Here is a 26,312-nt window from a genome sequence, read left to right on the forward strand (position 1 = left end):
CCATCATTGCCGGCGCCATGGCCATGCCGGCGATGGCCGAGGATTACAAGATCATGGCTCCGGCCGCACCCGGTGGCGGCTGGGACCAGACAGCGCGCTCCATGCAGGCGGCACTTCAGGACGAGAAAATCTCCGGCAGCGTCCAGGTGCTGAACGTGCCGGGTGCCGGTGGCACCATCGGCCTGGCCCAGTTCGTCAACCAGTCATCCGGCGACCCCTCACAGCTCATCGTCGGCGGCTATGTCATGGTCGGCGCGATCCTGACCAACGGATCGCCGGTCACGCTCGACCAGGTGACGCCGATCGCGCGGCTGACGGGAGAATATGAGGCGATCGTCGTTCCCGCCGCATCCGAGATCAAGGACATGGCCGGGCTGGCCGAGAAGCTGAAGGCCGATCCGGGCAGCGTTTCGTGGGCGGGCGGCTCGGCGGGCGGCACCGATCACATCACGGCCGGCCTGATCGCAAAGGCTGTGGGTGTCGATCCTACCAAGGTCAACTACATCGCTTTTGCCGGTGGTGGCGAGGCGCTTGCCGCCATTCTCGGAAACCAGGTCACCGTCGGCATTTCGGGCTATGGCGAGTTCGCTTCCCAGATTGAAGCCGGAACGCTGCGCATTATCGGCATTTCCAGCGACGAGCGGGTCGAGGGCATCGATGCGCCGACCTTCAGGGAAGGCGGCGTCGACGTGTCGATCCAGAACTGGCGCATGGTGGCGGCAGCTCCCGGCATCACCGATGAGCAGAAATCCGCTATCCAGTCCGATATCGAGAAAATGGCCAAATCCGAGAGCTGGCAGAAGACCCTGAAGGACAAGGGCTGGGCCGACACCTATCTGGCCGGCGATGCCTTCGTCGAGCAGTTGAAAAAGGACACCGACGACACCACGGCCATTCTTAAAGACATCGGTCTCGTCAAATGAGCGACATGGGTTCGCGTAACCTCCGGCGCCGCCCCGACAAGGCGGCGCTGGGCATAGCCGCCGCCCTTGCCGCTGTGGCGATAGTGATCGCGTGGAGCACATCGCTGTCGAGCGGAGTTGCGAGTTACTCGCCGGTCGGCCCCAAAACCTTTCCCTACATAATCGCGGGCGGCCTTTTCATCCTCTCGGTGTTCACCGCCATAGAGGCGATGCGGGGGCATTTTCCGGAGCGCGAACCGCAGAATTTCCCGCCCATGCTTTGGGTTCTCGGCGGTCTGGTGGCGCAGATGCTGACCATGAAGACGATAGGCTTTTCGATCGCCACCGGCTTTCTGTTTGCCGCTACCGCCCGCGCCTTCGGCAAGGGACAGATGTGGATCACCTTTCCCGTCGGCGTGGTTTTCGCGCTGCTGGTGTGGCTGATGTTCGCCAAGGGGCTGCAACTGACCTTGCCGGCCGGTCCTCTCGAACGCCTTTTCTGAGCGGGGAGCGACATGGATACATTCAGCCTGCTGGGTCAGGGCCTCATGGTGGCCATGGATCCTGCCAATCTGCTCTATGCGCTGATCGGCGTCACGCTTGGAACCGCGGTCGGTGTCCTTCCTGGCATCGGACCGGCGCTTACCGTGGCGCTGCTGCTTCCGGTGACCTACAAGCTCGACCCGGCCGGATCTCTCATCATGTTCGCCGGCATCTATTATGGCGGCATGTATGGCGGTTCGACCACCTCGATCCTGCTCAACACGCCGGGCGAAAGCGCTTCGATCGTCACGGCGCTGGAAGGCAACAAGATGGCCAAGTCGGGCAGGGCGGGCCCAGCACTTGCCACGGCGGCCATCGGCTCTTTCGTGGCCGGGCTTCTCGCCACGCTGGGCCTTGCCTTCATCGCCCCTTCCGTCGTGAAGTTTGCGCTTTCCTTCGGGCCTGCCGAATATTTCGCGCTGATGCTGCTGGCCTTCATGACCGTTTCGGCCGCTTTCGGCGAATCGACCCTGCGTGGCCTGACCTCGCTGTTCATCGGTCTTGCGCTTGGCCTGATCGGCATCGACCAGCTGACCGGGCAGGCGCGGCTCACTTTCGGCATGCCCAACCTGTTCGACGGCATTTCCGTCACCACGCTGGCGGTCGCGCTGTTCGCCATCGGCGAGACCTTCACGGTCGTTGCCCAGCGCAACACAGGTGAAGAAAAGGTGGAAACGGTCAAGGGCTCCGTGTGGATGAGCCGCGAGGACTGGCGCCGCTCGTGGATACCATGGCTGCGCGGCACCGCAATCGGCTTCCCGATCGGGGCCATGCCTGCGGGCGGCGCCGATGTGTCCAGCTTCCTTTCTTACTCGGCTGAAAAGAATTTCGCCCGGCACCCCGAAGAATTCGGCAAAGGGGCGATCGAGGGGGTTGCCGGTCCGGAGGCCGCCAACAACGCATCGGCTGCCGGCACACTTGTGCCGCTTCTGACGCTTGGCCTGCCAACGACAGCCACGGCGGCCATCATGCTGGCCGGCTTCCAGCAATTCGGCCTGCAGCCCGGTCCGTTGCTGTTCGCAACAAACGCCCCTCTAGTGTGGGGCCTGATCGCCAGCCTGCTGGTGGCCAACTTCATGCTGCTGGTGCTCAACCTGCCGCTGATCGGCCTGTGGGTGAAACTGCTTTCCATCCCCAAGCCGTGGCTCTATGCGGGAATTCTCGTGTTCGCCACGCTCGGCACCATCGGTGCCGATGGCTCGACCTTCTTCATCGGGCTGGTGCCGGTGTCCTTTGGCCTTCTGCTTCTGATGCTGTTCGGCATTCTTGGCTACGGGCTGCGCCGCTTCGGATACCCGATCGCGCCGGTTGTGGTGGGCCTCATTCTGGGACCGATGGCGGAAAAGAGCCTGCGTCAGGCTTTGCAGATAAGCCAGGGCGATCCGGCGATCCTGTTCCGCTCATGGATCGCCATATTGCTGTGGGTTCTGGCGATCCTCGCAGTGGCGCTGCCGCTCTATCTTCGTGCCAAAGGCAAGGGCAAGGTGCTTGCCCAGTTTGCGACCGACGAGGATTGAGCAAAGCAGGCGCTGTAAAGCAAAAAGGGCGTCCGCACGGGCGCCCTTCATCGTATCGGCACGGCCCGTCCCGAACAGGCTTGCTGTTCAGCCGTCAGTTGAGACGGATCTGACCGAACTGCTTCGGGTCGATGCCCAGCTTGCGCAGGTGACGCGCTTCCGGAGCAACGCCGCGCTCGACGGCGCTGGCTGCGGCAACCGCGCTTCCCATCACGCCGAGGAAGGTGCCGAGCCGGTTGAACGGCTTGTAACGGTTCATCTCTTCATCCTTTGCTGCATCGCATTATCTTGTTGTGCGATGCAGCATACATATAGGAGGTGAATCCGGGTACTTCCATGGCCTGTACCGCATGCGTGGCCTGCGTCTGCCGCACATCTCGTGCAAATCGGTGGTGGCTCGCGCCCGCTATTGAACCCGATGCCGAATTCGGTTATATAGCGTGCAAATTCTTGGTCGGTATGACGAAGAGTGGGTCCATCCGGTCCCGCTCTTTTTTGTTACCTGCCGGCCTTCGGATCAGGAATCATATGACGGCAAGCGAAGTTTCCGGCGACGACCGCCCCGACCGCGACAACGGTGATGATCGCATCATCCGTGAGAGCGGCATTGATGCGCGCATTGCGGCGATCATTCTGCCGGTGCTGCGTGGCATCGGCTTCCGTCTGGTGCGCGTACGACTGTCGGGCCAGAATGGCCTCACCCTTCAGATCATGGCCGAGCGTGAAGACGGCACCATGACTGTGGAGGACTGCGAGGAGCTGAGCCGCGCCGTCTCGCCGGCGCTCGATGTGGAAGATCCCATCGAAAAGGCGTATCATCTTGAGGTTTCGTCGCCGGGTATCGACCGGCCGCTGGTCCGCAAGGGCGATTTCGCCACCTGGCTCGGCCATCTGGTGAAGATGGAGACCTCGACCCTCGTTGCCGAGCGCAAGCGGTTCAGGGGCCGGATCACCGAGGTGAACGACGAAGGCATTCTGGTGCTGCGCGATGTGCCCGCCTATGGCGAGGAGCCTTCGGTGCAGGTGCCTTTCGATACGATTGCCGAAGCGCGCCTGATTCTGACCGATGACCTCATCCGCGATGCGTTGTCGAAGGACAATCGCGCCCGCAAGGAAGCGAAGAAGAATCAGGACGAAACCGACGACGCGTTTGATGAAGACGACGCCGAAGACGGAAACGAACACGAAGCGAATTGAACCGTCGCGAGGAAGCGGCCCGGTTCAGGGAGATAGACATGGTTGTAAGCGCAAACAGGCTTGAACTGCTGCAGATTGCCGATGCGGTCGCGCGCGAGAAGTCGATCGACAAGCAGATCGTCATCGACGCCATGGCCGACGCCATCCAGAAGGCGGCGCGCTCGCGCTACGGTCTGGAGACCAACATTCGCGCCGACATAAATCCACAGACGGGCGAGATGAAGCTCCAGCGGCTGATGGAGGTCGTCGATACCGTAGAGGATTATGCCACGCAGATCGCGCTGGTCACGGCGCGTGAGCGCAATCCCGACGCGCAGCTCGGCGATTTCATCGCAGAACAGCTTCCGCCGATGGATTTCGGCCGCATCGCCGCCCAGTCGGCAAAGCAGGTCATCGTCCAGAAGGTGCGCGAGGCAGAGCGCGACCGCCAGTATGACGAGTACAAGGATCGCATCGGCGAAATCGTCAACGGTACGGTCAAGCGTGTAGAATATGGCAACGTCATCGTCGATCTCGGCCGTGGCGAAGGCATCATCCGCCGCGACGAGCTGATTCCGCGCGAAATCTACAAATATGGCGACCGCGTGCGCGCCTATGTCTACGACGTGCGCCGCGAGCAGCGCGGTCCGCAGATCTTCCTGTCGCGCACCCATCCGCAGTTCATGGCGAAGCTGTTCACCATGGAAGTGCCGGAGATCTACGACGGCATCATCGAGATCAAGTCGGTTGCCCGTGATCCGGGTTCGCGCGCCAAGATCGCCGTCATCTCCCGCGATTCCTCCATCGATCCCGTCGGCGCCTGCGTCGGCATGCGCGGTTCGCGCGTTCAGGCCGTTGTCGGCGAGCTTCAGGGCGAAAAGATCGACATCATTCCGTGGTCGCCTTCGGCCGCTTCCTTCATCGTCAACGCCCTTCAGCCGGCTGAGGTCGCCAAGGTCGTGCTCGACGAGGATGCCGAGCGCATCGAGGTGGTGGTTCCCGACGATCAGCTTTCGCTGGCCATCGGCCGTCGCGGTCAGAACGTGCGCCTTGCCTCGCAGCTCACCGGCTGGGACATCGACATCCTGACCGAGCAGGAAGAGAGCGAGCGCCGCCAGAAGGAATTCGTGGAACGCTCCAACCTGTTCATGGATGCGCTCGACGTGGACGAGATGGTCGGCCAGGTTCTCGCCTCGGAAGGCTTCACCAGCGTCGAGGAAGTGGCCTATGTCGATGCCGACGAAATTTCGTCCATCGACGGTTTCGACGACGACACCGCCGTCGAAATCCAGACCCGCGCCCGCGAATATCTGGAGCGCATCGAGGCTGAGCATGATGCGAAGCGCCGGGAGCTTGGCGTCGAGGACGAACTGCGCGAAATCCCCGGTGTGACCACTGCGATGATGGTGACGCTTGGCGAGGACGGCGTGAAGACCGTAGAGGATTTCGCCGGATATGCGGCCGACGATCTCGCCGGCTGGAAGGAGCGCAAGGATGGGGAAACCAAGGTTTTCCCCGGCGTTCTGGCAAGCCACGGCATTTCGCATGCGGATGCAGAACAGATGATTGTAGCCGCCCGCCTGAAGGCTGGCTGGATCACCGCCGACGAAGCTGAGGCCGAAGAGGCCGAAGCTGACGCCGACGCGTGACGTGATGGAGACCGGGGCACCCTTTGTCGGATATGAACGATCGCACCTGCATCGTCACGAGGAAGACAGCCGAAACGGATGAACTGATCCGTTTCGTTGTCGGCCCGGATTCGGCCGTCGTCCCCGATCTGAAGCGAAATCTGCCCGGCCGTGGTTGCTGGGTGAGTGCCGATCGCCTACATGTAGACAAGGCGGCGGCGAAAAACCTGTTTTCACGCGCCTTCAAGACCAAGGTGGACGTGCCTGCTGAACTCGGCGCTCTGGTCGACGGGTTGCTGGCCCGGTCCGCCCTTGGCATGCTCGGCCTTGCCCGCAAGGCGGGAGCGGTCATATTTGGCGCCACCAAGGTTGAGGCAGCGGTGCGCAGCGGTGAGGCGCTGCTTGTTCTTCATGCCGAAGAAGCCGCTGAGGACGGCGTGAGAAAGATCAGCCAGGCCCGCCGTGCCACCGTGCATCTGGGCGGACCCGCTATCCGTGCCTACAAACTTTTCCCCGAAGCTGAATTGGGTTTGGCATTGGGGGGCACAAATGTGATACATGCAGCCGTTCTCGCGTCGGACGCGGGCACGGCGGTGCAGAAGCGCATGGTTGCGCTCGACCGTTACCGGGGCGGATCCCCGGACGATCTGGCGATGCTTGCGGCCGTCGCTGGCGAAGATGATGCCGCAGAGGATTGGGAATGAGCGATACGAAATCGGGCGATGACAAGACTTTGAGCGTTACGCCGAAGAAGACCCTGACGCTGAAGCGGCCGGGCCTGGAGCAGGGAACCGTGCGCCAGAACTTCTCGCATGGACGCACGAAGGCTGTCGTCGTCGAGACCAAGAAGCGCAAGTTCAACATTCCTGGCGAAAAGCCGGAGCCGTCCGTGTTTGCGCCGAAGCCGCAGCCTGCCCCCGTACCGCCGGCAGCGCCTGAAGTGGTAGCAGCACCCGCCCCGGAACCCGTTGAAAAGCAAGCCGCTCCCGTCGTGCAGCAGCAGGCGCCGAAGGTCGCGCCGAGGCCGCAGCAGCCTGCCCGCGCGCCGGCGCCGGCCGAGCGCATGGTCCTGAACGCTCTGTCCCGCGAGGAGATGGAAGCGCGTCGTCGTGCGCTTGAGGGAGCCCAGTCGCGCGAGGCCGAGGATCGCGCCCGTGCGGCCGAAGACGCCCGCCGCCGTGCCGAGGAAGATGAGCGCCGCAAGCGCGAGCGGGAAGAATCCGCTCGCCGTCAGGCCGAAGAAGAGGCCCGCCTTCAGGCTGAAGCCGAAGCCCGTCGCCGGGCCGAGGAAGAAGCGCGTCGTCGTGCGCCTCAGGCAGCTGCTGACGATGAGGATGAGGCGAAGCCGGTCAAGCGCGCAGGCGCACCGAGCAGCCCGAGCGTGCCGCCCCGCCGTATCGTGACGCCTGAAGTGGCGCGTCCGGCCAAGGCCAAGGGCGAGGAAGATCGCCGTCGCGGCAAGCTGACGCTGACCAGCGCTCTCTCGTCGGAAGATGGCGATGCCCGCGCCCGCTCGCTTTCGGCGATGCGCCGGCGTCAGGAAAAATTCAAGCGGGCCATGTATCAGGAGCCCCGCGAGAAAGTTATGCGCGAAGTGACATTGCCGGAGACGATCACCATCCAGGAACTCGCTCAGCGTATGTCCGAGCGGGCCGTGGATGTCGTGAAGTTCTTCATGAAGCAGGGCCAGATGATGAAGCCCGGCGACGTTCTCGACGCCGATACGGCCGAGCTGGTGGCGACCGAATTCGGTCACACCGTCAAGCGCGTGGCGGATTCCGACATCGAGGAAGGCCTGTTCAACATCGCGGACAATCCCGACGATCTGGTGTCGCGTCCGCCTGTCGTCACCATCATGGGCCACGTAGACCACGGCAAGACCTCGCTGCTCGACGCCATCCGTCATGCCAAGGTGCAGTCGGGCGAAGCCGGCGGCATTACCCAGCATATCGGTGCCTATCAGGTGGAGAAGGATGGTCAGAAGATCACCTTCATCGACACTCCCGGCCACGCGGCCTTCACCGCCATGCGTGCCCGTGGCGCGCAGGCGACCGACATCGCCATTCTGGTGGTGGCGGCCGACGACAGCGTGATGCCGCAGACCATCGAGTCGATCAGCCATGCCAAGGCTGCCGGCGTTCCGATCATCGTGGCCATTAACAAGGTCGACAAGCCGTCTGCGGATCCGCAGAAGGTGCGCACACAGCTTCTTCAGCATGAGGTGTTCGTCGAATCCATGGGTGGTGAGGTGCTCGACGTCGAGGTTTCGGCCAAGACCGGAACCGGCATCGACAAGCTGCTTGAGGCGATCCTGCTGCAGGCTGAAATCCTCGACCTGAAGTCCAACCCCGACCGTACCTCGGAAGGCGTGGTCATCGAGGCGCAGCTCGACAAGGGCCGAGGTCCGGTTGCCACCGTTCTGGTGCAGACCGGCACGCTCATGCCCGGTGACATTCTGGTTGCCGGCAACGAGTGGGGCCGCGTTCGCGCGCTGGTCAACGACCGGGGCGAGCATGTGGAAGAGGCCGGCCCGTCCATGCCGGTCGAAATTCTGGGCATGCAGGGCACGCCGCGCGCCGGTGACCGCTTCGCCGTCGTGAACAACGAAGCGCGCGCCCGCGAAATCACCGAGTACCGCCAGCGCAAGGCGCGCGACAAGGCTGCCGCAAAGCATGCCGGTCAGCGTGGTTCGCTGGAGCAGATGATGTCGCAGCTCCAGACCAGCAATCTCAAGGAGTTCCCGCTGGTCATCAAGGGCGACGTGTCCGGCTCGATCGAGGCGATCAACGTCGCGCTGGAAGAGCTCGGCACCGACGAGGTGCGCGTGCGCATCGTTCATTCGGGGGCAGGCGGCATCACCGAGACCGACGTTTCGCTGGCCGAGACGTCCGGTGCTGTCATCATCGGCTTCAACGTCCGCGCCAACGTTCAGGCGCGTGCTGCGGCTGAAGCTGCCGGCATCGAGATCCGTTACTACAACGTGATCTACAGCCTGATCGACGACATCAAGGATGCGATGTCCGGCATGCTGTCGCCGGAGCGCCGCGAGACGTTCCTCGGCAATGCCGAGATCCTCGAGGTCTTCAACATCACCAAGGTCGGCAAGATTGCCGGCTGCCGCGTGACCGAAGGCCGTGTGGAGCGTGGTGCGGGCGTGCGCCTGATCCGCGACGACGTCGTCATCCACGAAGGCACGCTGAAGACGCTCAAGCGCTTCAAGGACGAGGTGTCGGAAGTTCCGGTTGGTCAGGAATGCGGTATGGCGTTCCAGAACTACGAGAACATCCAGGCCGGCGATGTCATCGAGTGCTTCCGCGTCGAGATGGTTGCGCGCAAGCTGTAATCCGCCGGCAGCCGACGGAGTGAATGGCGGCCTGCCCGGCCGCCATTCTTTTTATGTTTCGTGCGGGACGCGGTCCAATTCCGCGCTCGCGTGTTCAGGATAAAAGAATATGTCCAATGCAGGAAAAGGCCCTTCGCAGCGCATGCTGCGTGTCGGCGAACAGGTGCGCCATGCGCTGGCGGAAATGCTCCAGCGCGGTGAAATCCGTGACGACCTGATCGAGACGACGGTGATTTCGGTTTCCGAGGTACGCATGTCGCCCGATCTGAAGATCGCCAATGCCTATGTCGCTCCCCTTGGCGCGAAGGATGATGACGCTGTCATCGCCGCGCTGAACCGCCATGCCCGCTTCATCCGCGGCCGCATGTCGCCGGCGCTGAGGCAGATGAAATACATGCCGGAATTCCGCTTCCGGCTGGATACCAGTTACGACAACTTCCAGAAGATCAACGATCTCCTCCATTCCCCGGAGGTGGCGCGCGATCTCGGTCATGATGATGAGGACAAGGAATAGTGGCGCGCCGAGGCAAAAAGAAGGGCCGGCCGGTTTCCGGCTGGGTGGTGCTCGACAAGCCGGTGGGCCTGGGCTCGACCGAGGCGGTTTCAAAAATCAAATGGCTGTTTCAGGCTGAAAAGGCGGGCCATGCCGGCACGCTCGACCCGCTGGCCTCCGGCATGCTGCCGATTGCGCTGGGCGAGGCGACCAAGACCGTTCCCTATGTTCAGGACGGGGCCAAGATCTATCGCTTCACCGTCGCCTGGGGCGAGGAGCGCTCCACCGACGATCTGGAAGGGCCGGTCACGAAGACGTCCGAAAAGCGCCCCGCCGAAGACGAGGTGCGCGCCCTGCTGCCCAACTACACTGGCGTGATATTGCAGGTTCCGCCGCAGTTCTCGGCCATCAAGATTGCCGGCGAACGCGCCTATGACATCGCCCGCGAAGGCACTGCGGTGGAAATCCCGCCCCGCGAGGTGGAGATTGCACGGCTCGACATCGTGTCCCATGAGTCCGACAGGACCATATTCGAGGTCGAGTGCGGTAAGGGCACCTATGTGCGTTCTCTGGCCCGTGACATGGGCCGTGATCTCGGCTGTTTCGGCCATATAGCCGACCTGCGCCGCACCGAGGTCTATCCCTTTACGGCGGATGATTTCGTGACGCTTGAAGAGCTTGAGGCTGCCGTTCCGCCACCGCCGCAGGAGGGCGAGGAGCGTCCGGCGGGCGCACGGTTTGCAGCCCTTGATGATCTTCTGGTGGATACGTTGTCGGCTCTGGAAAGCTTGCCGCAGGTGCCGGTTGGAGACGACGCCGCCAACCGGATAAGGCTCGGCAATCCGGTCGTGGTGCGCGGCCGGGATGCTCCGGTGGAAGCCGATGAGGCCTGCATCACTGCGCGCGGCCGGCTGGTTGCAATCGGCGCGATCGAGCAGGGCATGTTCAAGCCCAAGCGCGTCTTCACCTGCTGAAGCTTTCTTGAACTGACCGCGCAAGCGGGTAAGGTTGCCGCATTTTCAGCGGCAACCGGGAGCTTCCATGTCGAGGGCAGGCAAGGCGACAAAGCATCGTCGACGCAAGCGGCGCACCCCGGTAGGGGCTGCACCCGGCACGCTGGTTGCCGACCCTGGCGCAAGCCCCACGAAGCTCAGCCTCACCCTGATTGCTCCGGACAAGTTCCGCACCATCGCGAATGCCGGCATTGCCGACATCGTCGACAATCGCGGTGAATGGCCAGTCATCTGGGTCGACTGCGTCGGGCTGGCTGACGTCACCCTCATCGGCGAGATCGGCCGGACCTTCGGCCTGCATCCTTTGTCGGTGGAAGATGTGGTCAATGCCGATCAGCGGCCGAAGGTGGATTTCTTCGATGATCACGCCTTTGTCGCACTGCGGATGGTCGATGATGCTGCGATGCATCGCTATGAGCAGATTTCCGTTTTCTTCGGCGAAAAATTCGTCATCACGTTTCAGGAGCGCGAGGGCGATCCCTTCGATCCGGTCCGCCGGCGGATTGCCAGCGAAGGCCCAAACCGCCTGCGCGCCCGGCAGGCCGATTATCTGGCCTATGCGCTGATCGATGCGGTCGTGGACAGCTATTTCGCCCCGATGGAGGTAATCGGCGACGAGATCGAGCGGGTTGAGGAAAGCATGCTGGGCGGCCCGCAGAAGGGGCAGATGCAGGAATTGCATGCGCTGCGCCGGGAAATGCTCGTGCTGAAGGGCGTGCTGTGGCCGCTGCGCGATGCGCTTGCGGCGCTGATCCGCAATGACGATCCTTTCGTGACGCGCGAGACCAAGGTTTTCCTCAACGACACGCTCGACCATGCCATGCGCCTGATCGAACTGGTGGAAAGCCAGCGTGACACGCTGAGCGGGCTGATCGAAATGCATCTGTCGCTCAGCCAGGCGCGCACCAACGACGTCATCTCGCTGCTCACCATCGTCTCCACGATCTTCATTCCCCTGACCTTTCTCGTCGGCGTGTGGGGCATGAACTTCGATCCGGACGTGTCGCCATGGAACATGCCGGAGCTGCGCGCCTATTACGGCTATCCGGCGGCATTGCTGTTCATGATTGCCGTGGCCATCGCTTTGTTCGGTTACTTCAAATGGAGAAAATGGCTCTAGGCCCGAAGCTTCCCGATCGAGCCGGGAAAGGGTGCGCGGAGCAGCCATGCTGAATCAGGCTGGCTTTTGGCGGATAATTGCACTATATGCGCCGCTGTATCGCGCTTTTTGTCGCGAGCTTAGTGGCCTGTGCTGGACGACATCCCGGCTCAAGGCGTCCCGTTTCCTCCAACATATAAGGAAAAGCACGATGTCGATCACTGCCGAACGCAAGCAAGAATTGATGGCACAGTTTGCAACTGCCAAGGGCGACACTGGTTCGCCTGAGGTGCAGGTTGCCATCCTCTCCGAGCGTATCAAGAACCTGACCGAGCACTTCAAGGACCACAAGAAGGACAACCATTCCCGCCGTGGTCTTCTCGCGCTCGTGTCGCAGCGCCGCAGCCTGCTTGACTATCTCAAGAGCAAGGACGTTGCGCGCTACCAGACGCTGATCGAGAGGCTCGAACTGCGTCGCTGACCTGATCTGACCGGCGGGCATCTCAGGATTCCCGCCGGTCGCACATCCGGGCTGCCTATCGGCCCGAATGGTTCCATGGCGGAAAGGGCCGCCGGAACCACCCCGTGGACGGTCATGGGGCAGGATTGCAGGATGCTCGCTCCGGCACTCAGCCGGAATTGCCCCGAGTCTCCCGTTGTCTTGCCCGTGGCTGCCCGAAAGAAGCCAGGAAAGATGAGCCGCGCCCGGCACAGCCGCGTGGCCTTTCCGCATATTAAGGACAAGGCATGTTCAACTATCACAAAGTCGAGATCGAATGGGGCGGCCGTCCGCTCGTTCTGGAGACCGGCAAGATCGCCCGTCAGGCCGACGGCGCCGTGCTCGCCACCTATGGCGAAACCATGGTTCTGGCCACCGTCGTGTCGGCCAAGGAGCCGAAGCCCGGCTTCGATTTTTTCCCGCTGACCGTCAACTATCAGGAGAAGACCTACGCTGCAGGCAAGATCCCCGGCGGTTACTTCAAGCGCGAAGGTCGCCCGAGCGAAAAGGAAACGCTGGTTTCGCGTCTCATCGACCGCCCGATCCGTCCGCTCTTCGCTGACGGCTACAAGAACGACACGCAGGTCGTCGTCACCGTCGTCCAGCACGACCTTGAGAACGATCCGGACATCCTGTCGATCGTTGCCACCTCCGCGGCTCTCACCCTGTCGGGCGTTCCCTTCATGGGCCCGATCGGCGGCGCGCGCGTCGGCTACATCAATGGCGAATATGTGCTGAACCCGCATATCGACGAAATGACCGAATCGAAGCTCGATCTGGTCGTCGCCGGCACCGCCGAGGCCGTTCTGATGGTCGAGTCGGAAGCGCAGGAACTGTCGGAAGAGGTGATGCTGGGCGCTGTCGTGTTCGGCCAGAAGGGCTTCCAGCCGGTCATCGACGCGATCATCAAGCTGGCCGAAGTGGCCGCCAAGGAGCCGCGCGAGCATAGCGTCGCCGATCTCTCCGCGCTTGAAAGCGAAATCCTCGCTATTGCCGAGACCGATCTGCGCGAAGCCTACAAGATCACCGACAAGCAGGCCCGTTACGCTGCCGTCGACGCCGCCAAGGCCAAGGTCAAGGCTGCTTTCACGCCTGCCGAAGGCGAAGAGGCAAAGTGGTCGTCCGAGCAGGTCGCCAGCGTGTTCAAGGAACTCCAGGCCAAGATCGTGCGCTGGAACATCCTCGACACCGGCTCGCGCATCGATGGCCGCGACCTCAAGACCGTCCGCCAGATCGTCTCGGAAGTCGGCATCCTGCCGCGCACCCACGGCTCGGCCCTGTTCACCCGCGGCGAGACGCAGGCCATCGTCGTCGCCACGCTCGGCACCGGCGAGGACGAGCAGTATGTCGACGCGCTGACCGGCATGTACAAGGAGAAGTTCCTTCTCCACTACAACTTCCCGCCCTATTCGGTGGGTGAGACCGGCCGCATGGGTTCGCCGGGCCGCCGCGAGATCGGCCACGGCAAGCTCGCCTGGCGCGCCATCCGCCCGATGCTGCCTTCAACCGAGCAGTTCCCCTACACGCTGCGCGTGGTCTCGGAGATTACCGAGTCCAACGGCTCGTCCTCCATGGCCACCGTCTGCGGCACCTCGCTGGCTCTGATGGATGCGGGCGTTCCGCTGCAGAAGCCGGTTGCCGGCATCGCCATGGGCCTCATCAAGGAAGGCGAGCGCTTCGCGGTGCTCTCCGACATCCTCGGCGACGAGGACCATCTCGGCGACATGGACTTCAAGGTGGCCGGCACCGCGGGCGGCATCACTTCGCTGCAGATGGACATCAAGATCGACGGCATCACCGAAGAGATCATGCAGGTGGCGCTGGGCCAGGCCAAGGACGGCCGCCTGCACATCCTCGGCGAGATGGGCAAGGCGCTTTCCGAGAGCCGTGGCCAGCTCGGCGAGTTCGCGCCGCGCATCGAGGTGATGAACATCCCGACCGACAAGATCCGCGACGTGATCGGTTCCGGCGGCAAGGTCATCCGCGAGATCGTGGAGAAGACCGGCGCCAAGATCAACATCGAGGATGACGGCACGGTCAAGATCGCATCGTCCAGCGCCAAGGAAATCGAGGCGGCCAAGAAGTGGATCCACACCATCGTGGCCGAGCCGGAAGTCGGCGAAATCTACGAAGGCACGGTCGTCAAGACCGCCGACTTCGGCGCTTTCGTGAATTTCTTCGGCCCGCGCGACGGTCTCGTCCACATCTCGCAGCTTTCCGACCAGCGCGTCGCCAAGACCACCGACGTGGTCAAGGAAGGCGACAAGGTCTGGGTCAAGCTGATGGGCTTCGACGAGCGCGGCAAGGTCCGCCTGTCCATGAAGGTGGTCGACCAGGCCACCGGCAAAGAAGTCGCCAAGGAAGCCAGGGCCGAAGGCGAAGAGGCCTGAGCCTTTCTTCAGCTCTGAAATATGCGGGCGCGCCGAAAGGCGCGCCCGTTTTCGTTTCATCCGGTATGAAGAATGCGGCCTGACGGCAGTTCGAGGCGCAGGGAAATGTCCAGCGCTTCGAGAAACGCCTCGTCATGGCTGACGACGACAAGCGCCCCGTCATAAGCCTGAAGACCAGCCTCGATCGCCGCTATGGAATCGAGGTCGAGATGGTTGGTCGGCTCGTCCAGAATGAGCAGCGGCGGTCTGGGCCCGCCGAGCACGCAGGCGAGTGCGGCTCGCAGCAACTCCCCGCCGCTCAGGTCCGAGACCGTCTGAAGCGCTGCATCCGCCCGAAAGCCGAAGCGGGCGAGGGACGCCCGGCAGGCATTTTCGTTCGCATCCGGGTTGATGCGGCGGAAATTGTCGCGGATCGAGGCGGACGGATCGAGCAGGCTGGCGCGCTGGTCCAGCATGGCCACACCCTCCGTCACGCGCACCGTTCCCGCGAGGGGAGAAAGACGCCCGCAGATCAACTCCAGCAGCGTCGTCTTGCCGGAGCCGTTCGGGCCGGTAATGGCGATGCGCTCGGGGCCGGTCACCACCATCGAGATGCCACCGAAAACCGGACGCTCCGGCTGATAGCCGGCGGAAACATTGTCGAGGCTCAGCACGGTTCTGCCGGCGGCGAGGCCGGTGGAGGGGAGCTCAACAGCGAGCTTTTGCAGCACTTCGATGCGCTCGCGCGCCGCCGCGAGGGCTTCACGGGCCTGCGCCTGCTGGCTGCCGGCAAGCCGGGTGCCGGCCCCGCCGCTGTTTTCCGCGCGCTCCTTCATGCCGCCCGCGAGAATGCGCGGCATGTCGCCTTTCGCCGCCTTTCGCTGTCCGGCACCGTCCCGCCGCGCCTTGCGCTCCGCTGCAACCTGTGCGGCGCGCGCCACTTGCGCCGATTTCTTTTCGGCGAAGTCCAGATCACGCTGCGCCGCTGCAAGCTCCAGCGCCTTGCGCTCCTGATAATGGCTCCAGTTGCCGCCATAGCGGGTGGCGCCGAGTGTGGTCAGCTCGACGATCTCATCCATCAGGCCGAGCAGCTCGCGGTCGTGGCTGACGACGAGCGCGCCCTTGCGCCAGCCGGCGAGCATCTCGTGAAGGGCCAGCCGGCCTTCCCTGTCGAGATTGTTGGTGGGCTCGTCCATGAGCAGGAAGTCGGCGTCGGAAAAGAGCAGCGCGGCAAGGCCGGCGCGTGTGCGCTGGCCGCCCGAAAGTGTCTGAAGGCGTGTGTGCGGCGAGGCATCGAGGCCCATTCCGGCAAGAGCCGCCTCCATCCGCTCCGCCAGCGTCCAGTCGGCGTCGGCCAGTTCCTCGACGGTGGCACTGCCTTCGCTGGCGCGTTGCAGAATGCCGAGTTGCGCATCCACCCCAAACAGGCTGGAAACGGTGGCCTCGGGAGATATCTGCACAGTCTGGTTGAAGACCGCGAGCGTGCCGTCGACGGACACGGAGCCGGTTTGCGGCGCAAGCCTGCCGGATATCAGATGAAGAATGGTGCTCTTGCCGACACCGTTGCGCCCGATCAGTCCGGTGCGGCCGGCCCCGAAGGCAAGGTCGAGATCGGAGAAAAGGCGACGCCCGTCAGGCGTGGAAAAGCTGAGACTGGAAAGAACGATCGAAGCTGGCATGTGTGAGGATTTCCCTGATGACAAAGCGAATGCGCGTTGCGTTCAGAGAAAAATCCATCGTGCCGGGGCTCCTGATCAGTTGAATTCGACCAATAGCTAGGTCTTTCCGGATGCGGATGCAAGCCGGCGCATTCAAAACCCGTGCCGATCACGAAAGACGCTGCATAAGGGGTAAAATTGCTCTATCAGCCTCTCATGACACGCGAAGCCCTGAAAACCCTTTTCTATCCCTTTGAAACCGATGCGCTGGACGCGCCGGGAGTGGACAGCCGTGTTCTGTTCTTCGGATCTGAACCGGGTTTCCGCCTGCCGGAAGGCTTTTCGGCGGAGCTGCATTGCGTGCAGGGGTTCCGGCCGCATCTGCGCGCCCTGCAATCCGCCGGCCGCAATGTCATGCCCCGCGCGGAAGGTACGGATTACGACATGGCGCTGGTGCTAGCCGGTCGTCATCGCGGCCAGAACGAACTGTGGATCGCCGAGGCACTGGAGCGTGTCGCGCCGGGTGGAACGGTGCTTGTAGCCGGCGGCAAGGACGATGGCATCGCCTCGCTGCGCAAGCGGATAGGGTCGCTGGTTCCGCTGATCGACGCTCTGCCAAAATATCACGGCGTAGCCTTCTGGCTGTGCCGGCCGGAGGGCGATGAGGCCGCCGCCGGGCTGCGGGCGGAAAATCCGCCGGTGATTGTGGAAGGCCGCTTCCATACCGGGCCCGGCATGTTTTCCTTCGAGAAGGCGGATGCCGGTTCCCAGCTGTTGCTCGATCACCTGCCGGAGAAGATTTCCGGCCATGTCGCGGACTTCTGCGCGGGCTGGGGCTATCTCGCAGCCCATATTGCCGACCTGACGCCACCGCTCGCCTCGCTCGATCTTTATGAGGCCGATTTCGAGGCGCAGGAAGCGGCGCGGACCAATGTGCCGCAGGCCTCCAGCGTGTTCTGGCAGGACCTTCTGGCAGAGCCTGTCGAGCGCCGCTACGACTGGATCGTCATGAACCCGCCCTTCCATCAGGGCAGGGCGGCGGAGCCCGACATCGGGCAGCGCCTGATCGAAATTGCCGCGAAGGCACTGAAACCGGGCGGGCGGCTTGTCATGGTGGCCAACCGCCAACTGCCTTACGAGCCGGTGTTGTCCAGCGCCTTCGGATCGTCGCAGGAAATCGCCCGCGACAACCGTTTCAAGGTGTTTCTGGCGCGCAGGTAGGACAATTCCGGCAAAAGTGCGAAGCGGAATTGCATCGCAAAAAACGGCGGGAGGGCTCTCCCGAACAAAAAAAGCCGGACGGCAGAGCCGGTCCGGCTTTTTGAAAAATAGCGCGTAGAGCGAGAACTCAGCCCTTGTCGCTGTCCATGCGCTTGAGTTCGTCGAGCGTCGGCATCGAGACGATGTTGTAGCCGGAATCCACATAGTGGATCTCGCCGGTAACGCCCGAAGACAGGTCCGACAGCAGGTAAAGCGCCGAATTGCCTATCTCGTCGATATTGACGGTGCGGCGCAGCGGTGCGTTGCGGCTCTGGTAATTGAACATGTAGCGCGCATCGGAAATGCCCGCACCTGCCAGCGTACGCACCGGACCGGCCGAGATGCCGTTCACGCGGATGCCGCGCGGGCCGTAATCGTTGGCGAGATAGCGCACGCTCGCCTCAAGGCCTGCCTTGGCGACGCCCATGACGTTGTAGTTGGGCATGACCCGTACCGAGCCGGCATAGGTCAGCGTCAGCATCGAGCCGCCTTCGTTCATCAGCGCGGCGGCATTGCGGGCCACTTCGGTGAAGGAATAGCAGGAGATCACCATGGTGCGCACGAAATTGTCGCGCGTGGTGTCGGCGTAAAGACCCTTCAGCTCGTTCTTGTCGGAAAAGCCGATGGCATGGACGATGAAGTCGAGCCCGCCCCATTCGCTTTTCAGCGTATCGAAGGTGGCGGTGACGGAGGCGCTGTCTTCCACGTCGCAGGGGATGAGCAGCGAAGTGCCGACCTGTTCGGCCAGCGGCTTCACGCGGCGGCCGAACGCTTCGCCCTGATAGGTGAACGCCAGTTCAGCACCCTGCGCGGCCAGCTGGCGAGCGATGCCCCATGCGATGGAGTGGTCGTTCGCCACCCCCATGACAAGCCCGCGCTTGCCCTTCATCAGTGAATCCATTCTGGAATCCTTTTATGCGGAGTAGCGCTGGAACACCAGGGTCGCGTTGGTGCCGCCGAAGCCGAAGGAGTTGGACAGCGCGATGTCGATCTTGGCGTCATCGATGCGCTTGCGGACGATCGGCATGCCCTCGAATTCGGGGTCCAGCTCGGTGATATGGGCGCTTTCGCCTATGAAGCCGGCCTGCATCTGCAGGATCGAGTAGATCGATTCCTGCACGCCGGCGGCACCCAGCGAATGGCCGGTAAGAGACTTGGTTGACTGAATGTGCGGGGCCTTGTCGCCAAACACTTCGCGGATGGCGCCGATTTCCTTGGAGTCGCCGACCGGCGTCGAGGTGCCGTGCGTGTTGATAAGGTCGACATCGCCCTTCACGGTGGCAAGTGCCTGCTTCATGCAGCGCACCGCACCCTCGCCGGAAGGGGCCACCATGTCATAGCCGTCCGAGGTTGCGCCATAGCCCACGATCTCGGCGTAAATCTTCGCGCCGCGCGCCTTGGCGTGTTCCAGTTCCTCAAGAACGAGTACGCCTGCGCCGCCGGCGATGACGAAACCGTCGCGGGTGGCGTCATAGGCGCGCGAAGCCGTGGCCGGCGTGTCGTTGTATTTCGAGGACATGGCGCCCATGGCGTCGAACAGGTTCGACATGGTCCAGTCGAGGTCCTCGTGGCCGCCAGCGAACACCATGTCCTGCTTGCCCCACTGGATCATTTCCGCAGCATTGCCGATGCAGTGGGCGGAGGTCGAGCAGGCCGACGAGATAGAATAGTTCACGCCGTGGATCTTGAACCACGTGGCAAGGGTAGCCGAGGCCGTGGACGACATCGCCTTCGGCACGGCGAAGGGGCCGATGCGCTTGGGCGAACCGTTCTTCAGCGTGGTTTCCGCAGCCTCGACGAGAATGCGCGTGGAAGGCCCGCCGGAACCCATGATGATGCCGGTGCGCTCATTTGTGATGTCGTTCTGCTCCAGCCCGGAATCGGCGATGGCCTGTTCCATGGCGACATGGTTCCATGCGCCACCGCGCGAGAGGAAGCGCATGGCGCGGCGGTCGACCAGTTCGGTCGGATCGAGCGTCGGCGAACCCCAGACCTGGGAGCGGAAGCCGTGTTCGGCGAAGGAATCGGAAAAGCTGATGCCGGATCTGGCATCGCGAAGCGAGGCCGTGACCTCGTCGGCGTTGTTGCCGATGGAGGATACGATGCCGAGGCCGGTGACAACGACGCGTCTCATGGAGTGCTCCTTGATGGCAGGCTGGACCCGTGGCGGATCAGGCCGTTGCTTCCTTGAACAGGCCGACCCTGAGGTCGGTGGCCTTGTATATGGTCTCTCCGTCGGCCTTCATCCAGCCGTCGGCGATGCCGAGCACCAGACGACCGCGCATGACGCGCTTGAAGTCGATGCCGTATTCGACCTTCTTCACGGAAGGCGTGACCATGCCGGTGAATTTCACCTCGCCGGTGGAAAGTGCGCGGCCCTTGCCGGGTTCGCCCAGCCAGCCGAGGAAGAAGCCGGTCAGCTGCCACATGGCGTCAAGACCGAGGCAGCCCGGCATGACCGGATCGCCGATGAAGTGGCAGGGGAAGAACCAGAGATCACGATGGATGTCGAGCTCGGCGCGGATGAAGCCCTTGTCGTGCTCGCCGCCGGTCTCGCTGATCGCGGTGATGCGATCGAACATCAGCATGGGCGGGTAGGGGAGCTGGGCGTTGCCCGGCCCGAACATCTCCCCGCGAGCACAGGCGAGCAATTCTTCGTAATCGTAGCTGGATTTTCCTGCGGCCATTAAAAACGTCCCCGTCCAAGTGAGCGGCTGTGCGCCCTTTAGTTCTAGTAACACAGTCCGTTTCAGGCCGGAAACCGTGGTTTACCTTGAAGGTGTGGCTCTAACGCGACGGTTTGTCCGGGTCAATCCGCTGCTATTGATCGTAAGCCCCCGAAAGAATATATCTGGACACAGAAGGTTTTCGCTTGATCTCCTGAATTTGCCGGAATGGTGGTGTTTTCAGGGCGATGAAGCCGGGCCATAAATCAACGATGGAAGTGTAAGCGCTCAGGATGAGGAACGCTGTGGATAAGCGAGTTCGTGACGCCGGTCTCAGGCCGACGCGCCAGCGCGTCGCGCTGGCAGAGCTGCTTTTTGCCAAGGGTGATCGCCATCTTTCGGCTGAGGAACTGCATGAGGAGGCGCTGGCCGCCGGCGTTCCGGTTTCTCTCGCCACCGTGTACAACTCGCTGCACCAGTTCACAGAAGCCGGCCTGCTGCGCATTCTGGCCCTCGAAGGGTCCAGAACCTATTTCGACACCAACACCTCGGATCACCACCATTTCTTCATCGAGGGCGAGAACCGTATCTTCGACGTCGAGGGCGACGCGATGACGGTCACCAATATTCCGGAACCTCCGGAAGGCATGGAAATCGCCAATGTCGATATCGTGATCCGCCTGCGCCCCAGACAATAATCAGACCTGACCAGTGACAAGGACGCTGCTCAGGCTGGAAGGTGCCGGCCTGCTGTTGGCGGCCGTCATTATCTATGCCGCATCAGGCCTGAACTGGTGGCTGTTTGCCATTCTGCTTCTGGTGCCGGACGTGTCCATGCTCGGCTATATGAGCGGGCCGCGTGTCGGCGCTCATCTCTACAACGCTTTTCACACGACCGTGTGGGGGCTCGCGCTGGCCGTCGCCGGCTATGCTTTCACGGCAGAACTGCCTCTGAGCATCGGGCTGATCTGGCTTGCTCATGTCGGCATGGATCGGGCGCTGGGATATGGGCTGAAGGAAGCATCATCCTTTCAGGACACGCATCTTGGCCGTATTGGAAAGGACTGAGCAGCTCAGTCCTCCACTTTTTCACCCGGATAGGCGCCCCAGACGAGCGACTGGCTGATCCAGCCGGAGCGGCCGGCGAAGCTCATCTCGCACCATTTTCCGTTGCAGGACTTGATCGTGCCGATCGCGCCGGGCTCCACCATGGCCGTCACTGCCGCATCCTCGGAAGGCCGGCGCAGAAGATTGATGCGCGCATCCTTGCCGCGCTGCCATGGCGCAACCATTGCCGTGCGCTTGCCGGAAAGCAGCGACTGGTTCACCCAGCCTTCGGATCCCTCGGCATCGCGCACGCGCCGCCAGGTGTCGTATTCCTGAATGATTTCCATCGGCAGACCGGCCTTGGTGTACATCCAGTCGACGGAATAGTTGGTGCCCGGGCCAACGCGCGAATTGACGCGCGCGGACTTGAGGCTGACGAAGCGCGGCAGCGGCAGGCCGGAGGGGCCGAGCCGCACACTCTGGGTCTGCGCGCCGGCGGATTGGGCGCCGGCGGACTGGGCATCGGCGGAAACCGGCGCAACAAGGCCGATCAGCATTGCACCGAGGGCAAGATGGCTAAGGCGAAACGACACGAAACCAGACACTTTCGTTCCCTTGCAGGCATTCTGTTGGATGGAGCGGATGAAGCGGCCGCCCCTTTTTCTTTGTCTTCGGCGGATCGGCTTGGTACATGAGCTATCGAACCGCGACCGCTTTGCAGTTTCGCCGGTCTTGGTTAAAGAGGTCTCAACGGTAACTGCGATCGGGGTAAATATGGCCGGCAGGAAGAAACCTCTCGTCGTCATCACACGCAAGCTGCCCGACCCTGTCGAGACACGCATGCGCGAGCTTTTCGACGCGAGGCTGAATGTCGAGGACCGGCCGATGAGCCAAGCCGAACTGATCGCGGCGGTCCGCGAGGCGGATGTGCTGGTTCCGACAGTGAGCGACCTGATCGATGCCGAGGTTCTGAATGCTGCCGGCGAAAATCTCAAGCTGATCGCCAATTTCGGCAACGGTATCGACAAGATCGATATCGCGGCAGCAACTGCCCGCGGCATCACTGTCACCAATACGCCCGGCGTGCTGACGGAAGACACCGCAGACATGACCATGGCGCTTATTCTGGCCGTGCCGCGCCGGCTCACGGATGGTGCGGCCATTCTGCCCGACGGCAAGAAGTGGGAAGGCTGGTCGCCCACATGGATGCTTGGCCGCCGCATCTGGGGCAAGCGGCTGGGCATCGTCGGCATGGGGCGCATCGGAACCGCTGTCGCCCGCCGCGCCAAGGCCTTCGGCCTCTCGATCCATTACCATAACCGCCACCGGGTGATGCCGGCGCTGGAAGACGAGCTGGAGGCGACCTACTGGGAAAGCCTCGACCAGATGCTGGCGCGCATGGACATCATCTCCGTCAACTGTCCCTCGACGCCGGCCACCTATCATCTTCTGTCTGCCCGCCGTCTGGCGCTGATGCAGCCGGGCGCCTATCTGGTCAACACGGCGCGCGGCGACCTGATCGACGAGCAGGCGATGATCAAGATGCTGGAAGACGGCAAGCTGGCCGGTGCGGGCCTCGATGTCTATGAGAACGAGCCGGCGGTGAATCCGAAGCTGCTTAAGCTGGCCACCAAAGGCAAGGCCGTGTTGCTGCCGCATATGGGATCGGCCACGCTGGAAGGCCGCATCGACATGGGCGAGAAGGTCATCATCAACATCCGCGCATTCTGCGACGGGCATCGCCCGCCGGATCGGGTGATCCCGACGCGCGTCTGATCAGGCCGCCCGCGCCGTTCCCCTTGCGTAAGCCGGGCCTCTGTTGTCTGGCATGAAAAGCCTCTCTATCGTCCGCATGTTCGGGAGGGGCATTCATGAGAAAAATTCTTCGTTGGGCTCTGGGCGGCGTGGCAGCGCTGACCGCGGCGGCGGGTTTGGTTGTCTGGACGTATTGGGACACGATCCAGGACTATCGCGCAGCGCTTGAATATGCCGACAGCTTCAAGCCCGATGTGATCGACGAGAATTTCCGCTCGCTTTTCGTAAAATATCCGTCGATTCGGGTGCCGAAGAGCGCGCTTGCAAGCCCGCTGGAAAAGCAGGAACGTCCGCTGCCCGAAAGTTACAGCTTCGGGGGCGAGAACCGCTCCGTGGAAGACTGGATCGAGCGCACGCAGACCACAGGCCTCATCGTCATCAGGGATGGCGCCATCGTTCATGAGCGCTATCTGCGCGGCAATGGGCCGGAAACCCAGTCGATCGCCATGTCGCTCTCGAAATCCTTTGTCTCGGCCCTTGTCGGCAGAGCCGTCGAGGATGGCCTGATCGACATCAGCCAGCCTGTGGATAGCTATGCACCCGTTCTGGCCGAAGGCGGCTACAAGGGCGTCAGCGTCAGGAACGTTCTGCAGATGTCGTCCGGCATCGGTTTCAACGAAGACTATGGCGATCTCAACTCGGACATCGTGCGCTACATCATCCAGATCCTGCGCGGCTCGGTGACGGAATTCACGGCGCATCTGAAGAATGACATCCCGCAGGGCACCGTGAACCGCTACGTCTCGGCCGACACGCAGGTGCTGGGCCTTGTGCTGGAAGGGGCAACGGGCAAGCCCCTGGCCGACTATTTCAACGAGGTGCTGTGGTCGAAGCTCGGCACGGAAGCCGATGCCTACTGGCTGGCGGATCAGAAAGGCGAGGCCATAGCGGCCGGCGGCCTCAACGCCGTGCTTCGGGATTATGCGCGTTTCGGGCTTCTTTATCTGAATGAAGGCCGCACGCTGTCCGGCGAGCAGATCGTGCCTGTGGACTGGGTGAAGGCCTCCACCACGCCGGATGCGCCGCACCTGATGCCGGGCCGTGACGACGGCAGAGGCGGCAAGACATATGGCTATGGCTATCAGTGGTGGATACCGGCGGAGCGAAAAGGCGGCGACTTCACCGGCGTCGGCATTTACGGGCAGTTCATCTACATCAACCCCGAGCGGAAGGTCGTCATTGCCAAGACATCCGCCTATGCCGACTACAACAACACGGGACAAGAAATGAAGCGGGAGAGCATCGCCGCTTTCCAGGCGATCGCCGAGGGATTGTAAGCCTACTGGCTGTCGGCGCTCCGCTTGTAGCGGATGGTGTCGAAACGGGCGGCAAGTGCATCGTAGAGCAGAAGCCGCCCCACCAGCGGCTCGCCGATTCCGGTGATCAGCTTGATCGCTTCCATCGCCTGCAGGGTGCCCATCACGCCCACAAGCGCGCCGACAACGCCGGCCGCCGCGCAGGAGGGCACGAGCCCCGGCGGCGGCGGTTCCGGAAACAGGTCGCGATAGGACGGGTTTTGCCCGCCATCTTCATTCACCTCGAACGGCTTGAGCACCGTCAGCGAGCCGTCGAAACGTCCGACGGCAGCATGAACCAGCGGACGCCTTTCCCGTTCGCAGGCATCCGCCACTGCAAAGCGCGTCTCGAAATTGTCGGTTCCGTCTACGGTGAGGTCGTAAGCAGCGACGAGGGCAGGGGCGTTTCCCGGCGTCAGGCGCAGCTGGTGAAGCTCGACCTTCACATGCGGATTGATGCGCAGGATCGCATCGCGCGCACTTTCGGCCTTGGGTCGACTCAGCGATTCCGTGCCGTGGATGATCTGGCGTTGCAGGTTTGAAAGCGACACCTCGTCGTCATCGATAATGCCGAGTGTGCCGACGCCCGCTGCCGCCAGATAAGCGAGAACCGGAGCGCCGAGCCCGCCGGCACCCACCACCAGCACCCGCGCCGCCTTCAGTCGGCGCTGGCCCGCACCGCCGATTTCCGGCAGCACGATGTGGCGCGCATAGCGCTCAAGTTCATCGTCGTTCAGGGAGGGCAGGGTCATGACGCCGACCATATCGTGTCAGGCTGGACGTGTCATGCGCAGCTATGCCGGATCGGTTGGTCAGGCGGGCGTGTCGCCCACCGTTCCGTGATCCACGGTGAGGAACTGCGCGCGGCCTTCGAGGCTGGAAAACAGCGCGGCATCTGTGCCTGTCATGAAGGCCTGACAGTTCATGTCTTCCAGAATGGAGAACAGCGCCGCGCGGCGACCGGCATCCAGATGCGCGGCGATCTCGTCAAGCAGCAGGATCGGCGTCATGCCGGAAATCTCGCCGGTCAGCCGCGCATGGGAAAGCACGATGCCGACCAGCAGCGCCTTCTGCTCGCCGGTCGAGCACAGTTCGGCGGGCATGGATTTCGGCCGGTGGCGCACGATGAGGTCGGAGCGGTGGGGACCGTCCAGCGTGCGCCCCGCCGCCCGGTCGCGTTCGCGCCCAGTGGCGAGAGTGCGACGAAAACCTTCCTCGACATCGACGGCCGGCATGGTTCCGACCTGCGCTTCCAGTTCGCCGGAAAGGGCGATGTCGGCCTGCGGAAAGGGACCGCCGCCGGGTAATTGCTCGATCTTGGCGGCCAGCAGTCGCACCAGTTCCGCACGCGCGGCGGCGATCGCCACGCCGGTCTCGGCAAGCTGCGTCTCGATGGCCTCGAACCAGGCGCCATCGCGGGAATTTTCGGCCAGCAGGCGGTTGCGCCCGCGCATCGCCTTCTCATAGGCCAGTGCGCGCTGGCCGTGGGCGGCGTCGATGGCCAGCACGAGGCGGTCGAGAAAGCGGCGTCGATCACCGGCAGGGCCGGTGAACAGCGTGTCCATGGAGGGCGTCAGCCACATCACCCGCAGCCATTGCAGCAATTCGTCGGCATTGCGCGCCGGCGCGCCGTTGATGCGCACGCGCCGTCCGCCTTCGCCGGCCTCTCCAGCCATGATGCCGGTGCCGATATCGACCTCGCCTTCCGGCCCGTCGAGCTTTGCGTGCAGGGCAAAGCCGCCGTCACCGCCTTCGCGCGCCACGTCTGCATAGGGCGCGCGCCTGAGGCCGCGACCCGGGGCGAGCAGGGAAACTGCTTCGAGAAGATTGGTCTTTCCCGCGCCATTGTCGCCGCTCAGCACAACGGGGCCGGGCTTCAGCTCAAGCGACAGCGCCGCATAGTTGCGGAAGTTGGTCAGGGTGAGCCTGCGGATGTGGGAACTGAGCGGCATGGCCATGGCGCGGGCCTCACGGAGAGGCCCGCAAACT

Annotated in this window: 25 protein-coding genes; 17 read left to right on the forward strand and 8 right to left on the reverse strand. The window is 63.0% G+C overall.

Annotation, left to right across the window (positions count from 1 at the left end):
• Nucleotides 1-17 precede the first annotated feature (17 nt).
• The 3 genes from HNR59_RS07285 to HNR59_RS07295 are packed head-to-tail and all read left to right on the forward strand — an operon-like array spanning nucleotide 18 to nucleotide 2,962.
• Entirely contained in the window at nucleotides 18-923 is a 906-nt protein-coding gene (locus HNR59_RS07285; protein ID WP_425488658.1) for a Bug family tripartite tricarboxylate transporter substrate binding protein, read from the forward strand.
• Nucleotides 920-1,405 (forward strand): tripartite tricarboxylate transporter TctB family protein, encoded by a 486-nt coding sequence (locus HNR59_RS07290; protein WP_183827974.1) that lies wholly within the window; start codon nucleotides 920-922, stop codon nucleotides 1,403-1,405. The genes HNR59_RS07285 and HNR59_RS07290 overlap by 4 nt, the downstream gene beginning before the upstream one ends.
• Before the next feature lie 12 nt (nucleotides 1,406-1,417).
• Entirely contained in the window at nucleotides 1,418-2,962 is a 1,545-nt protein-coding gene (locus tag HNR59_RS07295; protein WP_183827977.1) for a tripartite tricarboxylate transporter permease, read from the forward strand.
• Between the two features lie 94 nt (nucleotides 2,963-3,056).
• Here the strand turns inward: HNR59_RS07295 and HNR59_RS07300 are convergent, their stop codons facing one another.
• The gene (locus HNR59_RS07300; protein WP_183827980.1) at nucleotides 3,057-3,221 is read right to left on the reverse strand and encodes a hypothetical protein; all 165 of its coding nucleotides are present in this window, start codon (nucleotides 3,219-3,221) and stop codon (nucleotides 3,057-3,059) included.
• A 269-nt stretch (nucleotides 3,222-3,490) separates the two neighbouring features.
• Here HNR59_RS07300 and rimP point away from each other — a divergent pair, with 269 nt between their 5' ends.
• The 9 genes from rimP to pnp all read left to right on the forward strand — a co-directional run bounded on the left by rimP (nucleotide 3,491) and on the right by pnp (nucleotide 14,603).
• Nucleotides 3,491-4,159 carry a ribosome maturation factor RimP gene (rimP, locus tag HNR59_RS07305; RefSeq protein ID WP_183827983.1) on the forward strand — a complete coding sequence of 223 codons (669 nt, stop codon included), beginning with the start codon at nucleotides 3,491-3,493 and terminating at the stop codon, nucleotides 4,157-4,159.
• Nucleotides 4,160-4,197: 38 nt separating this feature from the next.
• Entirely contained in the window at nucleotides 4,198-5,787 is a 1,590-nt protein-coding gene (gene nusA, locus HNR59_RS07310; RefSeq protein ID WP_183827986.1) for a transcription termination factor NusA, read from the forward strand.
• A gap of 32 nt (nucleotides 5,788-5,819) precedes the next feature.
• Nucleotides 5,820-6,470 carry an RNA-binding protein gene (locus HNR59_RS07315; RefSeq protein ID WP_183827989.1) on the forward strand — a complete coding sequence of 217 codons (651 nt, stop codon included), beginning with the start codon at nucleotides 5,820-5,822 and terminating at the stop codon, nucleotides 6,468-6,470.
• Nucleotides 6,467-9,109 carry a translation initiation factor IF-2 gene (infB, locus tag HNR59_RS07320; protein ID WP_183827992.1) on the forward strand — a complete coding sequence of 881 codons (2,643 nt, stop codon included), beginning with the start codon at nucleotides 6,467-6,469 and terminating at the stop codon, nucleotides 9,107-9,109. Before HNR59_RS07315 ends, infB begins: the two co-directional genes overlap by 4 nt.
• A 109-nt stretch (nucleotides 9,110-9,218) precedes the next feature.
• Nucleotides 9,219-9,623 carry a 30S ribosome-binding factor RbfA gene (gene rbfA, locus HNR59_RS07325; RefSeq protein WP_183827994.1) on the forward strand — a complete coding sequence of 135 codons (405 nt, stop codon included), beginning with the start codon at nucleotides 9,219-9,221 and terminating at the stop codon, nucleotides 9,621-9,623.
• Nucleotides 9,623-10,576, forward strand: coding sequence for a tRNA pseudouridine(55) synthase TruB (truB, locus tag HNR59_RS07330; protein ID WP_183827996.1), 954 nt, complete (start codon nucleotides 9,623-9,625; stop codon nucleotides 10,574-10,576). Before rbfA ends, truB begins: the two co-directional genes overlap by 1 nt.
• A 67-nt stretch (nucleotides 10,577-10,643) precedes the next feature.
• Nucleotides 10,644-11,735: a magnesium/cobalt transporter CorA gene (gene corA, locus HNR59_RS07335; RefSeq protein WP_183827998.1), complete on the forward strand. Its 1,092-nt coding sequence runs from the start codon at nucleotides 10,644-10,646 to the stop codon at nucleotides 11,733-11,735.
• 190 nt (nucleotides 11,736-11,925) lie between these two features.
• Nucleotides 11,926-12,195, forward strand: a complete 270-nt coding sequence (rpsO, locus tag HNR59_RS07340) for a 30S ribosomal protein S15 (protein WP_183828000.1) — start codon at nucleotides 11,926-11,928, stop codon at nucleotides 12,193-12,195.
• A 266-nt stretch (nucleotides 12,196-12,461) separates the two neighbouring features.
• Complete coding sequence (pnp, locus tag HNR59_RS07345) at nucleotides 12,462-14,603, forward strand: polyribonucleotide nucleotidyltransferase (RefSeq protein WP_183828002.1); 2,142 nt, start codon at nucleotides 12,462-12,464, stop codon at nucleotides 14,601-14,603.
• A 56-nt stretch (nucleotides 14,604-14,659) separates the two neighbouring features.
• Here pnp and HNR59_RS07350 read toward each other — a convergent pair whose 3' ends face one another.
• A complete protein-coding gene (locus tag HNR59_RS07350) occupies nucleotides 14,660-16,261 on the reverse strand; it encodes an ABC-F family ATP-binding cassette domain-containing protein (protein WP_183828005.1) in 1,602 nt (533 codons plus the stop codon).
• 195 nt (nucleotides 16,262-16,456) lie between these two features.
• Here HNR59_RS07350 and HNR59_RS07355 point away from each other — a divergent pair, with 195 nt between their 5' ends.
• Nucleotides 16,457-17,461 (forward strand): class I SAM-dependent methyltransferase, encoded by a 1,005-nt coding sequence (locus tag HNR59_RS07355; protein WP_183828008.1) that lies wholly within the window; start codon nucleotides 16,457-16,459, stop codon nucleotides 17,459-17,461.
• 127 nt (nucleotides 17,462-17,588) lie between these two features.
• On the opposite strand, the gene fabI is transcribed toward HNR59_RS07355, so the two are convergent.
• Genes fabI through fabA form a run of 3 tightly spaced genes read right to left on the reverse strand, consistent with a single transcriptional unit; the run spans nucleotide 17,589 to nucleotide 20,187 of the window.
• Entirely contained in the window at nucleotides 17,589-18,401 is an 813-nt protein-coding gene (fabI, locus tag HNR59_RS07360) for an enoyl-ACP reductase FabI (protein WP_183828011.1), read from the reverse strand.
• 12 nt (nucleotides 18,402-18,413) lie between these two features.
• Nucleotides 18,414-19,634, reverse strand: coding sequence for a beta-ketoacyl-ACP synthase I (gene fabB / locus HNR59_RS07365; protein WP_183828015.1), 1,221 nt, complete (start codon nucleotides 19,632-19,634; stop codon nucleotides 18,414-18,416).
• Nucleotides 19,635-19,671: 37 nt separating this feature from the next.
• Nucleotides 19,672-20,187, reverse strand: coding sequence for a 3-hydroxyacyl-[acyl-carrier-protein] dehydratase FabA (fabA, locus tag HNR59_RS07370; protein WP_183828018.1), 516 nt, complete (start codon nucleotides 20,185-20,187; stop codon nucleotides 19,672-19,674).
• 272 nt (nucleotides 20,188-20,459) lie between these two features.
• Here fabA and irrA point away from each other — a divergent pair, with 272 nt between their 5' ends.
• The gene (gene irrA, locus HNR59_RS07375; protein ID WP_183828021.1) at nucleotides 20,460-20,864 is read left to right on the forward strand and encodes an iron response transcriptional regulator IrrA; all 405 of its coding nucleotides are present in this window, start codon (nucleotides 20,460-20,462) and stop codon (nucleotides 20,862-20,864) included.
• Nucleotides 20,865-20,877: 13 nt separating this feature from the next.
• On the forward strand, nucleotides 20,878-21,234 hold the full coding sequence (locus tag HNR59_RS07380) for a DUF4260 family protein (protein ID WP_183828024.1): 357 nt from the start codon (nucleotides 20,878-20,880) through the stop codon (nucleotides 21,232-21,234).
• A gap of 5 nt (nucleotides 21,235-21,239) precedes the next feature.
• Here HNR59_RS07380 and HNR59_RS07385 read toward each other — a convergent pair whose 3' ends face one another.
• Nucleotides 21,240-21,818 carry an SH3 domain-containing protein gene (locus HNR59_RS07385; protein ID WP_183828027.1) on the reverse strand — a complete coding sequence of 193 codons (579 nt, stop codon included), beginning with the start codon at nucleotides 21,816-21,818 and terminating at the stop codon, nucleotides 21,240-21,242.
• A gap of 169 nt (nucleotides 21,819-21,987) precedes the next feature.
• Between HNR59_RS07385 and HNR59_RS07390 the strand changes: the two genes are divergently transcribed.
• Nucleotides 21,988-22,989, forward strand: a complete 1,002-nt coding sequence (locus tag HNR59_RS07390) for a 2-hydroxyacid dehydrogenase (RefSeq protein WP_183828031.1) — start codon at nucleotides 21,988-21,990, stop codon at nucleotides 22,987-22,989.
• A gap of 95 nt (nucleotides 22,990-23,084) precedes the next feature.
• Nucleotides 23,085-24,305, forward strand: a complete 1,221-nt coding sequence (locus HNR59_RS07395) for a serine hydrolase domain-containing protein (protein WP_183828034.1) — start codon at nucleotides 23,085-23,087, stop codon at nucleotides 24,303-24,305.
• Between the two features lie 2 nt (nucleotides 24,306-24,307).
• On the opposite strand, the gene HNR59_RS07400 is transcribed toward HNR59_RS07395, so the two are convergent.
• Both HNR59_RS07400 and recF read right to left on the reverse strand, forming a co-directional pair.
• Nucleotides 24,308-25,075 carry a molybdopterin-synthase adenylyltransferase MoeB gene (locus HNR59_RS07400; protein WP_183828037.1) on the reverse strand — a complete coding sequence of 256 codons (768 nt, stop codon included), beginning with the start codon at nucleotides 25,073-25,075 and terminating at the stop codon, nucleotides 24,308-24,310.
• 60 nt (nucleotides 25,076-25,135) lie between these two features.
• Nucleotides 25,136-26,275 carry a DNA replication/repair protein RecF gene (gene recF, locus HNR59_RS07405; protein ID WP_183831427.1) on the reverse strand — a complete coding sequence of 380 codons (1,140 nt, stop codon included), beginning with the start codon at nucleotides 26,273-26,275 and terminating at the stop codon, nucleotides 25,136-25,138.
• Nucleotides 26,276-26,312 lie beyond the last annotated feature (37 nt).

The sequence above is a fragment of the Aquamicrobium lusatiense genome, assembly GCF_014201615.1.
Taxonomy (GTDB): Bacteria; Pseudomonadota; Alphaproteobacteria; order Rhizobiales; family Rhizobiaceae; genus Mesorhizobium; species Mesorhizobium lusatiense.